Origin of the sequence: Mesorhizobium sp. M0904, from assembly GCF_040319475.1 — a bacterium.
Taxonomy (GTDB): Bacteria; Pseudomonadota; Alphaproteobacteria; order Rhizobiales; family Rhizobiaceae; genus Mesorhizobium.
Genome location: NZ_JAMYOC010000018.1, coordinates 1 through 12,419, shown reverse-complemented (window position 1 = coordinate 12,419; position 12,419 = coordinate 1). Strand labels below are relative to the sequence as shown.

13 protein-coding genes are annotated in these 12,419 nt (G+C 64.8%); 9 read left to right on the top strand and 4 right to left on the bottom strand.

Features of this window, described 5'->3' with window-relative positions; translation table 11 throughout:
* Positions 1-115 precede the first annotated feature (115 nt).
* Together NKH80_RS19375 and NKH80_RS30135 are read left to right on the top strand one after the other, a co-directional pair.
* Positions 116-418 carry a MerR family DNA-binding transcriptional regulator gene (locus NKH80_RS19375; RefSeq protein ID WP_502900974.1) on the top strand — a complete coding sequence of 101 codons (303 nt, stop codon included), beginning with the start codon at positions 116-118 and terminating at the stop codon, positions 416-418.
* Positions 300-560 carry a MerR family DNA-binding protein gene (locus NKH80_RS30135; protein WP_502900975.1) on the top strand — a complete coding sequence of 87 codons (261 nt, stop codon included), beginning with the start codon at positions 300-302 and terminating at the stop codon, positions 558-560. The genes NKH80_RS19375 and NKH80_RS30135 overlap by 119 nt, the downstream gene beginning before the upstream one ends.
* On the opposite strand, the gene NKH80_RS19370 is transcribed toward NKH80_RS30135, so the two are convergent.
* A complete protein-coding gene (locus NKH80_RS19370; protein ID WP_023679487.1) occupies positions 557-814 on the bottom strand; it encodes a hypothetical protein in 258 nt (85 codons plus the stop codon). The genes NKH80_RS30135 and NKH80_RS19370 overlap by 4 nt on opposite strands.
* A gap of 105 nt (positions 815-919) precedes the next feature.
* Here NKH80_RS19370 and hemF point away from each other — a divergent pair, with 105 nt between their 5' ends.
* The 3 genes from hemF to NKH80_RS19355 all read left to right on the top strand — a co-directional run bounded on the left by hemF (position 920) and on the right by NKH80_RS19355 (position 2,805).
* A complete protein-coding gene (gene hemF, locus NKH80_RS19365; RefSeq protein ID WP_352992988.1) occupies positions 920-1,834 on the top strand; it encodes an oxygen-dependent coproporphyrinogen oxidase in 915 nt (304 codons plus the stop codon).
* Positions 1,835-2,091: 257 nt separating this feature from the next.
* Positions 2,092-2,352: a DUF1344 domain-containing protein gene (locus tag NKH80_RS19360; protein WP_352992986.1), complete on the top strand. Its 261-nt coding sequence runs from the start codon at positions 2,092-2,094 to the stop codon at positions 2,350-2,352.
* Positions 2,353-2,619: 267 nt separating this feature from the next.
* Positions 2,620-2,805: a DUF1059 domain-containing protein gene (locus tag NKH80_RS19355; protein WP_023679490.1), complete on the top strand. Its 186-nt coding sequence runs from the start codon at positions 2,620-2,622 to the stop codon at positions 2,803-2,805.
* Between the two features lie 3 nt (positions 2,806-2,808).
* Here the strand turns inward: NKH80_RS19355 and NKH80_RS19350 are convergent, their stop codons facing one another.
* The 3 genes from NKH80_RS19350 to NKH80_RS19340 are packed head-to-tail and all read right to left on the bottom strand — an operon-like array spanning position 2,809 to position 5,349.
* Positions 2,809-4,077, bottom strand: coding sequence for a CCA tRNA nucleotidyltransferase (locus NKH80_RS19350; RefSeq protein WP_352737723.1), 1,269 nt, complete (start codon positions 4,075-4,077; stop codon positions 2,809-2,811).
* Entirely contained in the window at positions 4,074-4,706 is a 633-nt protein-coding gene (locus NKH80_RS19345; RefSeq protein ID WP_352687909.1) for a CoA pyrophosphatase, read from the bottom strand. Before NKH80_RS19345 ends, NKH80_RS19350 begins: the two co-directional genes overlap by 4 nt.
* A gap of 13 nt (positions 4,707-4,719) precedes the next feature.
* On the bottom strand, positions 4,720-5,349 hold the full coding sequence (locus tag NKH80_RS19340) for a DUF1285 domain-containing protein (protein WP_352687911.1): 630 nt from the start codon (positions 5,347-5,349) through the stop codon (positions 4,720-4,722).
* 146 nt (positions 5,350-5,495) lie between these two features.
* Here NKH80_RS19340 and NKH80_RS19335 point away from each other — a divergent pair, with 146 nt between their 5' ends.
* From NKH80_RS19335 to NKH80_RS19320, 4 genes are read left to right on the top strand one after another with little or no spacing between them, the layout of a single operon-like run.
* The gene (locus NKH80_RS19335; RefSeq protein ID WP_254819166.1) at positions 5,496-6,500 is read left to right on the top strand and encodes an AAA family ATPase; all 1,005 of its coding nucleotides are present in this window, start codon (positions 5,496-5,498) and stop codon (positions 6,498-6,500) included.
* A complete protein-coding gene (locus NKH80_RS19330; RefSeq protein WP_352737722.1) occupies positions 6,500-7,414 on the top strand; it encodes a DUF58 domain-containing protein in 915 nt (304 codons plus the stop codon). Before NKH80_RS19335 ends, NKH80_RS19330 begins: the two co-directional genes overlap by 1 nt.
* The gene (locus tag NKH80_RS19325) at positions 7,411-10,233 is read left to right on the top strand and encodes a DUF4159 domain-containing protein (protein WP_352992984.1); all 2,823 of its coding nucleotides are present in this window, start codon (positions 7,411-7,413) and stop codon (positions 10,231-10,233) included. The genes NKH80_RS19330 and NKH80_RS19325 overlap by 4 nt, the downstream gene beginning before the upstream one ends.
* A 3-nt stretch (positions 10,234-10,236) precedes the next feature.
* Positions 10,237-12,321, top strand: a complete 2,085-nt coding sequence (locus NKH80_RS19320; protein WP_352992982.1) for a hypothetical protein — start codon at positions 10,237-10,239, stop codon at positions 12,319-12,321.
* Positions 12,322-12,419 lie beyond the last annotated feature (98 nt).

Here is a 12,419-nt window from a genome sequence, read left to right as displayed (position 1 = left end):
GCGTCCTCTCCGGTCATTCTAATCCAGACGCCCATCGCCATCCCCTGCCGTTTGCATCTTCGAGGCTTCTTCGCTACAAGCTCAACTTAACTTGAGGTCAAGCGGAAAATCGGAGATGGCTGCGGCAACGGAATTGACGGTCGGCCAAGTGGGGACGCGCAGTGGCGTGGCGGTGTCGGTGCTGCATTTCTACGAAGCGCGCGGGCTGATCCGCAGCCACCGCACATCAGGCAACCAACGGCGTTACGGCCGCGACGTGCTGCGACGTGTGGCGATCATCAAGGTAGCAGGAGGTCGGCATTTCGCTGGCCGAGATCGGCACAGCCCTTCGATCGCTGCCCGAAGGACGAACGCCGACCCGCGAGGATTGGAACCTGCTTTCGACGGCTTGGCGCGACGAGCTCGATCAGAAGATTAGTCAGCTCAAGAAGCTGCGCGACGGGTTGACCGACTGTATCGGCTGCGGCTGCATGTCGATCGACAAATGTCCGCTGCGGAATAAGAGCGACCGGCTGAGCATCCGAGGGCCGGGCGCGAGACGCTTGCTGATCGAGCGTTAATCCGCCGCCGGCAGCCGCCTGATTGTGAATTCGATGACGTCGCCCGGCCGCTCGAACCAGCTCTCGATCTCGGTCCAATAGGCCTGCTTGGGAAAGCGCTCGAACCATTCCTTCGCCTTGAGACGAGCGTCGGAGCGCGGCAGCACGAAGGTCTCGCGCAGGAAGCCGTCGCGCGGCATGCGCGCGTTCTCGGCGCGTGAACGGTCGAGCCTCTTCTTCAGACCATCCAGCGGCGGTCTTGCCGGGGTGCGCACGAAAGAACTCCATTCACACTTGACCCTTGCACCTAAGAGATTAGGGATCGCGGCCAGAAAAGACGAGTCATTTGTCGGGGCACGCCCCGCAACCGGAGACAGGATTTGCAACGACCCGAGATACCGGCGGGGCTGCCAGCCGACATCGAACAGAAGAAGACGAAGGTACGGCTGTGGTTCGAGACGTTGCGCGAGCGCATCTGCGCCAGCTTCGAGCAGATCGAGCAGGACCTGCGGGGGCCGCAGGCCAGTTGGTCGCCCGGTCGCTTCGAAAAGACGCCGTGGCAACGCGATGCCGGCAAGGGCGGCGGCGGCATCATGTCGATGATGCACGGCCGCGTCTTCGAGAAGGTTGGCGTCCACACCTCGACCGTCCATGGCGAGTTCTCGCCCGAATTCAGGAAGCAGATGCCGGGCGCCGAAGAGGACCCGTCCTTCTGGGCGAGCGGCATTTCGCTGATCGCCCATCCGTGGAACCCCAACGTGCCGGCCGTGCATATGAACACGCGCATGGTCGTCACCTCGCGCCAGTGGTTCGGCGGCGGCGCCGACCTGACACCGGTGCTCGACCGCCGCCGCAGCCAGGACGACCCCGACACGATCGCCTTCCACAGGGCTATGCAATTTGCCTGCGATAAGAACGCGGCGATCGCCGACCACGCGAAATTCAAGGCCTGGTGCGACGAGTACTTCTATCTGCCACACCGCAACGAGCCGCGCGGTACCGGCGGTATCTTCTTCGATTGGCTGCATTCGGATGAGGACAAAGGCGGCTGGGACGCCGATTTCAACTTCGTCCAGGACGTCGGGCGATCTTTTCTCGTCGTCTACGGGCATCTGGTGCGCGCCAACTTCAATGACAACTGGACCGATGGCGACCGTGACGAGCAGCTCATCCGCCGCGGCCGTTATGTCGAATTCAACTTGCTTCACGATCGCGGCACCATCTTCGGGCTGAAGACCGGCGGCAATGTCGCCTCGATCCTGTCCAGCCTGCCGCCAGAAGTGAAATGGCCGTAAAATCTCGGTGAGCACGAGGTGAGCCGCAATCGGGTCCAAATCCCCGAAATTTGACGGCGAATGTGGCGCAAGGCGTGCCAAAAAATATCTTTTTCGTCTAATATACCATTGTAAAGATTGGGCTATTTGTCGCGTGGGGCCGGGAAACGCCGGCGGTTCTTTACTCCCGAGAGCCGCGACCCGACGTGACCGGACGGCCCATGATTGAATGGGGCACCTTTCCCAAGCGGTGCCCGCATTTTCCAGGAGAGCATGCCATGCGCAAGCTTATTATGACTGCAGCCGCCGCTGCCGTTCTCGCCTCTGGTACTGCCGCATTCGCTGCGGTCAAGCACACCACCGGCACGATCAGAAGCTTTGATGGAACGGCGATGAGCCTGGTTCTGGATAACGGAGCCACCTTTACGTTGCCCCAGACCTTCAAGGATCCTGGCCTGAAGGTCGGCGAAAAGGTCCGCGTCACGTGGGATATGAACGGCAAGGATAAAATTGCCGAGGCAGTCAAGATCGTGAAGTGATGTCCTGCCCGCTGGAGCAAGACGAGGTCTTACTCCTGGGCAGCGTAAGAGGGCGGAGCAGCGATGCTCCGCCTTTTCGCAACCCGATCACCGCGTGTCGGCTTGGACGCACGGCACTCTAAGGCAACCAAAACCATTCGATCGTGTTATGCTAACCTGGCCAGCGTGTAGCCCGGATACCGGACGCGGTTTCCGGATCGCGCAATCAAAGGTCTGGAGCTTCCGTGTCAGTGCGCGGTGCTCCAAGGAGGAGATGAGGAGAAGCCGATGAAGGAATTCCATTGCGGGTCGCTCGTACCCGGCTGCGAGTGGCACACACGCGCCGAGGAGGAGGCTGAGGTCATGCGCCGTGCCGTCGAGCATCTGCGCGAGACGCATGGCGAGACGGTGATTCGCGAGACGATGATCGAGGCGATCCGCTCGCGCATCGAAAAGGTCCGCGACGCAGCGTGACGGTCAGGATTCGAGTGCCTCTGCGGCGCGCTTGAGCAGCGCGCCGCGATCGAGAGCAAAACCGGACTCGACCCATTCCTTTTCGAGGTTCTTCAACGTTGCACCAAGCTTTGGCCCCGGTGACGCGCCAAGTGTCGTCAGATCGGCGCCCTTGAGCGGAAAAACAGGGTTTTGCCATTTTTCGGCGAAGGCAAGCAGGCGCGAGAAGCCGCCGGCTTCGAGCAGTGCGTCACTGTCTTCGACTGCGCGGGCTCGAGCGGAAGCAAGCAACAGCCGCAACCGATCGACAAAGCCTTGGCGGTCGCCAAAATAAAGCCCTTTCGCCAACTCTCCTTCGGTCGTTTTCGGATCGACGGCAGCCGTGATCGCCCAATTCCGCAGACGGCTTGCCTCGCTCACGGAAAGCCTCAATCTCTCGGCAAGCGTCTTCATGCGCGCGGCATCCGGCGGCACGACGGCTTCCAGCCTGAGCAGCGGGTCCGGCGCCCAGGCCAGGTCCTTCTCCGTCTTGGTCAGCCCGTGAATGGCATCGATGCCCCATTTCTCGCTTTCCGGCAAAACGGCGGTCAGAACGCCGGCTTGGCGCATCCACAGCAGCGCCCGCGACGGATCCGGCGCCGACAGCAATTTCTTCAATTCCCACCAGACGCGCTCGACCGAGAGCTGGTCGAGGCCCTGCTTCAGCCGGGCGCAAGCCTTTAACCCTTCGGCATCCGGCCTGCCGTCGCCATACCAGGCGAAGAAACGGAAGAAACGCAGGATGCGCAGATAATCCTCGCGGATACGCGCTTCCGGATCGCCGATGAAGCGCAGCCGCCGCGCCTCGATATCGGCGATACCGCCGACCAGATCGACGACCGTTCCATCGGCTTCCGCATAGAGTGCATTGATGGTGAAATCGCGCCGCTCAGCGTCGGCTTTCCAGTCGCGGCCGAACGACACTTTGGCGCGCCGGCCGTCGGTTTCGATATCGGCACGCAGCGTGGTGACCTCGTAGGCCTTGCCCTGGGCGACCGCGGTGACCGTCCCATGCTCTATGCCGGTCGGCACCGTCTTGAAGCCCGCCGCCTCGGCACGCCGGATGGTTTCCTCGGGGACCGTTGTGGTGGCGATATCGATGTCGGCGACCGGCTGGCCGATGAGCGCGTTGCGCACCGCACCGCCGGCGACACGCGCCTCCTCGCCGCCGTCGGTGAGCGCGGCGAGCAGGCGCTGCAAGTGGCTTTCGCCGAGCCAGCCGGCCTTGCCAGCAATCGACACAGGATTGCTCACGAATAGAGCCTTTCATAGAGCGTTCGGATGATGCCCGCAGTGACGCCCCAGATGCGCTGGCCGCCATAGGGCATCTCGTAAAAGAACCATTCGAGGTCGTTCCACATGCGACTGTCTCTGGTGTGGTTGGCGGGGTCCATCAGAAAACCCAGCGGCACCTCGAAGACAGCATCGACTTCGTCGGAATTCAGCGTCAGGCTGAAACCGGGCCGCACAATCCCGAGCACCGGGGCGATGCGATAGCCGCTGCCGGAAACGTAGTCCGGCAGACGGCCGATGATCTCGATGTAATCCCTATCGAGACCTATCTCCTCGAATGTCTCGCGCAACGCCGCCGCTTCCGGGCTCGCATCGGTTGGATCGACGGTGCCACCGGGGAAAGCAACCTGCCCCGAATGGTTGCGCAGCTTCTCCGCCCGCCTGGTCAAAAGGACCGTGGCTTCATGGCCATGGTCGACCACCGGGATCAGAACGGCGGCATCGCGCAGCGCCTTGGCCAGCTTTAGCCTGGGATGGCCCGGATTGAAGCGGTGGTCGCCAAAATCGTCGCCGGCATGCGCCAGCGGCTGCGCCGCGACGCGCTGGCGAAACTCGGCAGCGGAAAACGCCAACTGCGTCACCTGATCCATCATAGGCGGTCCATCATGCGCTCAGCCGTTTCAGTTTCTCAGCCGGCATGATTGGATAGACCTCGCCTTTGGAACGGACGGCAAACATCGTCTTGCCACTGATGTCGATCTCTTCGCCGTGCTCGACCAGCTCGTACATCACCGGCCGTGCCACCAGCGCCTCCAGCCGCCCGCGCACCAGCACATAGGGCTTCAGGCCACCTGTCTCGTCCTCATCGACGAAGCGCAGCGGGTGTCCCACCCCAGCCTCGACCACGTCGCCGACATTGGTGCGAAAGGTGATGATTTGTCCGTCGCCCGCGCCAGACACGTCCATCTCGACGGCAATGAAGGGCGCATCGGCGACGCGGATGCCAACCTTTTCCACCGGCGTCACCAGGTAGGTCCTGCCGTCCTCGTCCTTACGCAGCACCGAGGAAAAAAGCTGCACCAGCGGCATCCGGCCGATCGGCGTTCCCAGATAGAACCAGGTGCCGTCCTGCTTGATTTCCATGTCGAGATCGCCGCAAAACGCCGGATTCCAGCGTTCCACCGGCGCCGGCCCCTTGCCGGCGCGCGTCGCGCGCGAGACCAGCGCTTGCAGCCCGCGCGCCTCGGTCGCGGCCGTCAGGCTCTCTTCACGATTGTCTGCGGCTTCCGTCATGGTCACGAAATAGTCACTGTTGTTCCGCTTGTCAGCCTAAGTCTGTGATTTAAATTCAAAGACAGGCGCCCTGCGAGGCCGAATCGCGGCATTCTGCGGCACCCACTGTGCCAAGCGGTATTTCCAACCAGAAGGATCGATGCTGCATGAGCGTGATGATCAAGGAAAGCCCGATCAGCGAAAAGGACATGGTGGCGCAGGCCGAGAAAGCGCTGGCCGACATTTCGAGGGTTCGCAACGGCGTCGGCCGGGTCATCTTCGGCCAGGAAAGCGTCGTCGAGCGCACGCTCGTCGCATTGCTGGCCGGCGGCCATGCACTGCTGGTCGGCGTGCCCGGCCTAGCCAAGACCAAGCTGGTCGAAACGCTGGGCATCGTGCTCGGCCTCGATTCACGCCGTATCCAGTTCACGCCCGACCTGATGCCGTCCGACATTCTCGGCTCAGAGGTGATGGAGCAGGATGAATTCGGCAAGCGTTCGTTCCGCTTCATTTCCGGGCCGATCTTCGCGCAACTGCTGATGGCCGACGAGATCAACCGCGCCTCACCGCGTACCCAGTCGGCGCTGCTGCAGTCGATGCAGGAATACCACGTCACCATTGCCGGCGTGCGCCACGACTTGCCGTCACCGTTCCATGTTCTGGCGACACAGAACCCGCTGGAGCAGGAAGGCACCTATCCGCTGCCCGAGGCACAGCTCGACCGCTTCCTGATGCAGGTCGACATCCTCTACCCCGAGATCGAGGCGGAGCGCCGCATCCTGCTGGAAACCACCGGTATCGAGGATGCCAAGGCTGAAAACGTGCTGCAGCCGGCGCGGCTGAAGGACATCCAGACGCTCATCCGCCGCATGCCGGTGCCGGAAAGCGTCGTCGAGGCGATCCTCAAGCTGGTGCGCTCTGCGCGTCCCGGCCAGGGCAACGCCGATACCGACAAGCACGTCGCCTGGGGCCCAGGCCCGCGCGCCAGTCAGGCGCTGACGCTGTGCACCCGCGCCCGCGCCCTCTATGACGGCCGGCTGGCGCCGTCGGTCGACGACGTCCGCGCACTGGCCGAGCCGGTGCTGCAGCACCGCATGGCGCTGACCTTCGCCGCCCGCGCCGAGGGCACCACGGTTCGCGACGTCGTGGCGAAGCTCGCGAAAGGGATTTGATGGCGCGCATCGGTGAAGCGCAGGCACCGGCAGCGACGCGCGATGCGCTCGCCAGAGGCCGGTTGCGGGCTTCGTTGGTGCCGGACCTGCTGGTCGAGGCGCGCCGCATCGTCAACACGGTAATTGCCGGCTGGCACGGCCGCCGCAAGCGTGGCATCGGCGAGAATTTCTGGCAGTTCCGGCCCTATGTCGAAGGCGATTCCTCGCGCATTGACTGGCGCCGTTCCGCCCGCGACGACCACACCTATGTCCGCGACCGTGAATGGGAGGCCGCCCACACGGTGTGGCTGTGGGCCGACCCCTCGCCTTCCATGCTCTACAAATCGACCGGAGCCGGCGTTTCCAAGGAATCGCGCGCCCTTGTGCTGGCGCTGGCCATGGCCGAGCTTTTGTCGCGCAGCGGCGAGCGCATTGCCTGGCCCGGCCTGACCGACCCGTTCACCGCCCGCAATGGCGCCGAGCGCATCGCGGCGCAACTGATGCACGCCGGCGACCTGCCGGCAAAGCCCGACCTGTCCGGCATTCGCCGCTTCTGCGACATCGTCCTCGTCAGCGATTTCCTCGACCCGGTCGAGGACACCATGGCCTGGCTGGACGTGCTCGCCCGCCACGGCGTACGCGCACACCTGATCGAGGTCGCCGATCCGGCCGAGGAAAGCTTCCCCTATGCCGGGCGCACCGAATTCACCGATCCTGAGACCGGCGACAAGCTGACCGCCGGCCGTGCCGAAATGCTGGGCGAGGACTATCGCCTGCTTTATGCCGCCCGCCGCCAGGAACTGGCCGCCTGGTGCAAACGGCTTGGCTGGAGCTTTACCGTGAATCATACCGATCGCCTTGCCTCCGAGGCGCTGGTGCGCATCCATATGGCGATGACCGCCGAGGGCAGCTTTGCCGGGAGGGCCCGCGCATGAGTTGGCTGCCGCTCTCCTTTGGGGCGCCGATGGTGCTGTGGGGCCTGCTGGCGCTGCCGGTGATCTGGTGGCTTCTGCGGCTCACCCCGCCCAGGCCGCAAACCGAGGTGTTTCCGCCGCTCAGGATTCTCGCCCGCGTGTTGAGGCGCGAAGAAACGCCGCGGCAGAGCCCTTGGTGGCTGACGCTGCTCAGGCTGCTGATGGCCGCGCTTGTCGTGGCGGCACTTGCCGAACCCGTCTTCAACCCGCGCGAAAAGCTGCCCGCCGAGGGCGCCGCCCTGGCGCTGGTGATCGACAATGACTGGGCAAGTGCCGCCGACTGGGGCAAGCGGGTCGCCACCGCCGAGCGGCTGATCGCCGATGCCAATTCGAATGGCGTGCCGGTGCTCATCGCTTTCACCGCCGAGAAGCCGAATGCCGAGATCGGTCCCTTCGATGCCGCTGCCGCGCTCGACCGGCTGCGCGCGGCAAAGCCGCGGCCGATCCCGACCGACCGCCCCGCCGTCTACGCCCGCGTCGCGTCAGCCCTGGAGTCGCTGCCGGGCGCCAGCGTCGCAGTGCTCGCCGATGGCTTGGCGGCGCAAGGCGACGAAACCGCCTTCAACACGTTGTTGTCAAAGAACGCGGCACGTATTGTCTGGGCCGTCTCCGACCGGCTGTCGCTGACCGGCCTGACCGGCGCCGACAACCAGGTCGACGGCTTCGCCCTGACCGCCATCCGCGCACCGGGCGACCCGGCACCTGCACAGGTGACGGCCGGCGCGTTCGACGACAAGGGCCGCCGCATTGCCGACGCGACGCTTACCTTTGCCCCGGGCGGAACCACCGCGACCGGCACGATGGCGGTGCCGTTCGAACTGCGCAACGACTTCGCCTACATCGCGCTCGATGGCGAGCGCCAGGCCGGTGCCGTCCGCGTGCTCGATGAGAGCTCAAAGCGCCGCCGCGTCGGGCTGCTGTCGCAGTCCGAGGCCGATCAGGCGCAACCGCTGCTGTCGCCGCTCTACTACATCCGCCGCGCCCTGCAGCCCTTCGCCGATCTCGTCGAGCCGTCGAGCGTCGATCTCGCCGACGCCATTCCGCAACTGCTCGACCAGAAACCGGCGATGATCGTCATGGCGGATGTCGGCACCATTCCGGAACAGGCGCGGCAGAGGCTGGTCGACTGGGTCGACAAGGGCGGCACACTGGTGCGTTTTGCCGGTTCGCGGCTGGCCGCTGCCGGCAATGACGACGATCTGCTGCCGGTCCGGCTGCGCACCGGCGAGCGATCGCTTGGCGGCGCGCTGTCATGGACGGCGCCGCAGCCGGTCACCGAATTCCCGAAAACCGGTCCCTTCGCCGACCTCGCGCCGCCCACCGAGGTCACCGTTACTAGGCAGGTGCTGGCCGAGCCGACGCCCGACATTGTCGAGCGCACCTGGGCCACGCTTGCCGACGGCACGCCGCTGGTGACCGGGATGAAGAAGGACAAGGGCACCCTCGTACTGTTCCACGTCACCCCCGAGGCGACGTGGTCCAATCTGCCGATCTCCGGCAGCTTCGTCGAGATGCTGCGGCGCATCGTGCAATTGTCGCGCAACCAGGGCTCGGCGGTCGCCAATGCCGAGGCAGCCGCCACGTCGCTGGCACCCTATCGCATGATCGCCGCCGACGGCACGCTGGTGCCGCCGACGCCGGATGCCAGGCCTCTGGTGCCCGGCGCCGGCCCGCTGCCGGTGACGCTGGAAAACCCGCCCGGCCTCTACGGCTCCGAGACAGGAGTGTTCGCTCACAATCTGCTCGGTGGCGACAGCGCATTCACGCCGCTGGCCCGGCCTGGAATCACGGTGCCGGTCACCACCATCCAGTATGCCTTCGACGAGCAGCGCAACCTCAAAGGTCCGCTTGTCACGGCCGCCCTGGTGCTGATGGTGCTCGACACGCTTGCCGTATTCTGGATGGGCGGCCTGTTGTCGCGCCGGCCGCGCCGTGCCGGCGCTGCGGCGACGGCAGCCGTCCTGCTGATTGCGCTCTGCGCCTTGATTGGCCACGCGGACGTCGCGCGTGCCGACGACGCCAAACCGGGAGATACGGAGGCGATCGGGGACATTTCAAAGACCCGGATCGCCTACGTGCTGACCGGCGAGCCGGGTGTCGATTCGATCAGCCGCGCCGGGCTCGAAGGGCTGACCCGCTTTCTTATCGAAAAAACCGCGCTCGAACCCGGAGCACCCGCCGGCGTCGACATCTCGAAGGACGAACTGTCCTTCTACCCGCTGATCTACTGGCCGATCGATCCCTCGGCCCCGATGCCGAGCGAGGCCGCCATCGCCCGCATCGACGCCTATATGCAGCAGGGCGGAACGGTCTTGTTCGACACCCGTGACCAGTTCGCCAACGGCATTGGTGCGGATTCGACCAGCCCGGCTACGGAGCGGCTGCGCGACATCCTCGGCAACCTCAACGTGCCACCGCTGGAACCGGTGCCGTCGGACCACGTGCTGACCAAATCCTTCTACATTCTTCCGGAGTTTCCTGGCCGTTTTGCCGGCAGCCCGCTTTGGGTCGAGGCATCGCTCGAAGCCAGCAACACCGAGAACCGCCCGGTGCGCACCGGCGACGGCGTTTCGCCAATCATGATCACCGCCAATGATTTCGCCGGCGCCTGGGCGGTCGACGAGAATGGCGACCCGCTATTGCCGACGGTGCCTTCGGATCCGATGCAGCGCATCTATGCGCTGCGCGCCGGCGTCAACATCATGATGTACATGCTGACCGGCAACTACAAATCCGATCAGGTGCACGTCCCGGTGCTGCTCGAACGGCTGGGGCAGTAGACCATGAACTGGTCGCTCTCCTTCGAACCGCTCATCACCTGGCCGCTGCTCGCAGTGGTCCTGGTGCCGCTGCTGCTGGCGCTGGCCGGCCTTTGGTTTCGCCAGCGCGGTGCGATTTTCCGCCTGGCAGCCCTGATTGCCCTGGCTGCGGCGCTGCTCAATCCGGTGTTCCTCGACGAAGAGCGCGAGCCGCTGAAAAGCATCGTCGCCGTCGTCGTCGACCGCAGCCAGAGCCAGGATATCGGCGACCGCACCAAGCAGACCGACGCGGCGTTAGCCGGGCTTCAGCAGCGTCTCGGCCGCTTCAAGCAGTTCGACGTTCGTGTCGTCGAAGCCGGCAAGGCCGAAGCCGCCGACGAGCGCACCGAGACGCGGTTGTTTTCCTCGCTCGAAAATGCTTTCCGCGACGTGCCGCCATCGCGCATCGGCGGCGCCATCATGATCACCGATGGCGAGGTGCATGACGCGCCGTCCGGCACACCCGACTTCAATGCCCCGCTGCATGCGCTGATTACCGGCAACGAGCATGAAAGGGACCGTCGCATTCGCTTCGAGAATGCGCCGCGCTTCGGCCTCGTCGGCAAGCCGCTCGACATGACCTATCGCGTCATCGCCACCAACAACGACACCGGCCCGGTCGATGTCCGCGTATCGGTCAATGGCGAGCAGGTATCGGTCGAGCACGCCAACATCGGCCAGGCGATGCCGCTGCAGGTGACCATTCCCAGTGCCGGGCGCAACATTGTCGAACTCGCCATCAACCACGAGCCGGGCGAACTCACCGACACCAACAACCGCGCCATCGCGCTGATCGACGGTATTCGCGAAAATCTGCGGGTACTGCTCGTTTCCGGTGAACCGCATGCGGGCGAGCGCACCTGGCGCAATTTGCTGAAATCCGACGCTTCGGTGGACCTCGTGCACTTCACCATCCTGCGCCCGCCGGAAAAGCAGGACGGCACGCCGATCAACGAATTGTCGCTGATCGCCTTCCCGACGCGCGAGCTGTTTGTTGAGAAGATCAAGGATTTCGACCTGATCATCTTCGACCGCTATCAGCACCGCGACGTACTGCCGATCCTCTATTACGACTATATCTCCGAATATGTCGAAAAGGGCGGCGCGCTGCTGATCGCGGCAGGCCCCGAATATGCCGGCGAAAGCTCGATCGCCCGCACGCCGCTGATATCGGCGCTGCCGGCAATGCCGACCGGCGAGGTCATCGACAAGGCCTTCTATCCGCGCCTCACCGATACCGGCCAGCGTCATCCGGTAACGCGCGGGCTCGACGGCTCCGCGACCGAGCCGCCGCACTGGAGCCGCTGGTTCCGCACCATCGGGGTCGAGAACCCCGAGGGCGAGGTGGTGATGAAGGGCGCCGACAACCGGCCGCTGCTGCTGCTCGATCGCAAGGGCGAAGGCCGCGTCGGCATGCTTCTGTCCGACCAGGGCTGGCTGTGGGCGCGCGGCTTCGAGGGCGGTGGCCCCCACGTCCAGCTCTACCGGCGCATCGCCCACTGGCTGATGAAGGAGCCCGAACTCGAGGAAGAGCGGCTGACCGCCGACGGCCGCGGCATGGTGCTGGAAATCCGCCGCCAGACAATGAGCGACGACCCCGGCCCGGCGCAAGTCATCACGCCATCCGGCAAGGCACTGATCGTCAGGCTCGAGAAATCCGAACCAGGTGTCTTCCTCGGCAGCGTCGAGACCAGCGAAATCGGTCTCTACCAGGTCGGCAATGGCGACCTGACGGCATTGGCCCATGTCGGGCCGGTCAACGCCCCGGAATTCACCGATGTGGTCTCCACCGAGAACCGGCTGAAACCACCGGCTGAGGCAACCGGCGGCAGCGTTCGCCGGCTGGCGCCGGCCTCGGCACTTGGCAATCTCACCAGCATGGTCACGCTGCCCTCGATCGTTCCAGTCCGCTCCTCGGGAGCGGCTTCCGGCAATGACTGGATCGGCCTGCGCACCACCGACGACAGCGTGCTCAAGGCCGTCTCGCGCGTGCCGCTGTTCGGTGGCTTCCTCGGACTCGGCCTGCTGCTTTTGGCGATGGGCTCTATGTGGTACCGCGAAGGGCGGTAGCGGCACCGTCCTTCCTTCTCCCCTTGTGGGCCTGTTGCGCAGTAACCGGGGATGTTTGGATGGGGCGGGATCGCAGGGATTTCGCTCGTCTTTGTGAG

Bases quoted from the DNA above. Each gene is read 5' to 3' on its own strand.
- NKH80_RS19375 (WP_502900974.1), top strand. From the start codon at position 116: ATGGCTGCGGCAACGGAATTGACGGTCGGCCAAGTGGGGACGCGCAGT.
- NKH80_RS19360 (WP_352992986.1), top strand. From the start codon at position 2,092: ATGCGCAAGCTTATTATGACTGCAGCCGCCGCTGCCGTTCTCGCCTCT.
- NKH80_RS19355 (WP_023679490.1), top strand. From the start codon at position 2,620: ATGAAGGAATTCCATTGCGGGTCGCTCGTACCCGGCTGCGAGTGGCAC.
- NKH80_RS19345 (WP_352687909.1), bottom strand. From the start codon at position 4,706: ATGGATCAGGTGACGCAGTTGGCGTTTTCCGCTGCCGAGTTTCGCCAG.
- NKH80_RS19340 (WP_352687911.1), bottom strand. From the start codon at position 5,349: ATGACGGAAGCCGCAGACAATCGTGAAGAGAGCCTGACGGCCGCGACC.
- NKH80_RS19335 (WP_254819166.1), top strand. From the start codon at position 5,496: ATGAGCGTGATGATCAAGGAAAGCCCGATCAGCGAAAAGGACATGGTG.
- NKH80_RS19330 (WP_352737722.1), top strand. From the start codon at position 6,500: ATGGCGCGCATCGGTGAAGCGCAGGCACCGGCAGCGACGCGCGATGCG.
- NKH80_RS19325 (WP_352992984.1), top strand. From the start codon at position 7,411: ATGAGTTGGCTGCCGCTCTCCTTTGGGGCGCCGATGGTGCTGTGGGGC.
- NKH80_RS19320 (WP_352992982.1), top strand. From the start codon at position 10,237: ATGAACTGGTCGCTCTCCTTCGAACCGCTCATCACCTGGCCGCTGCTC.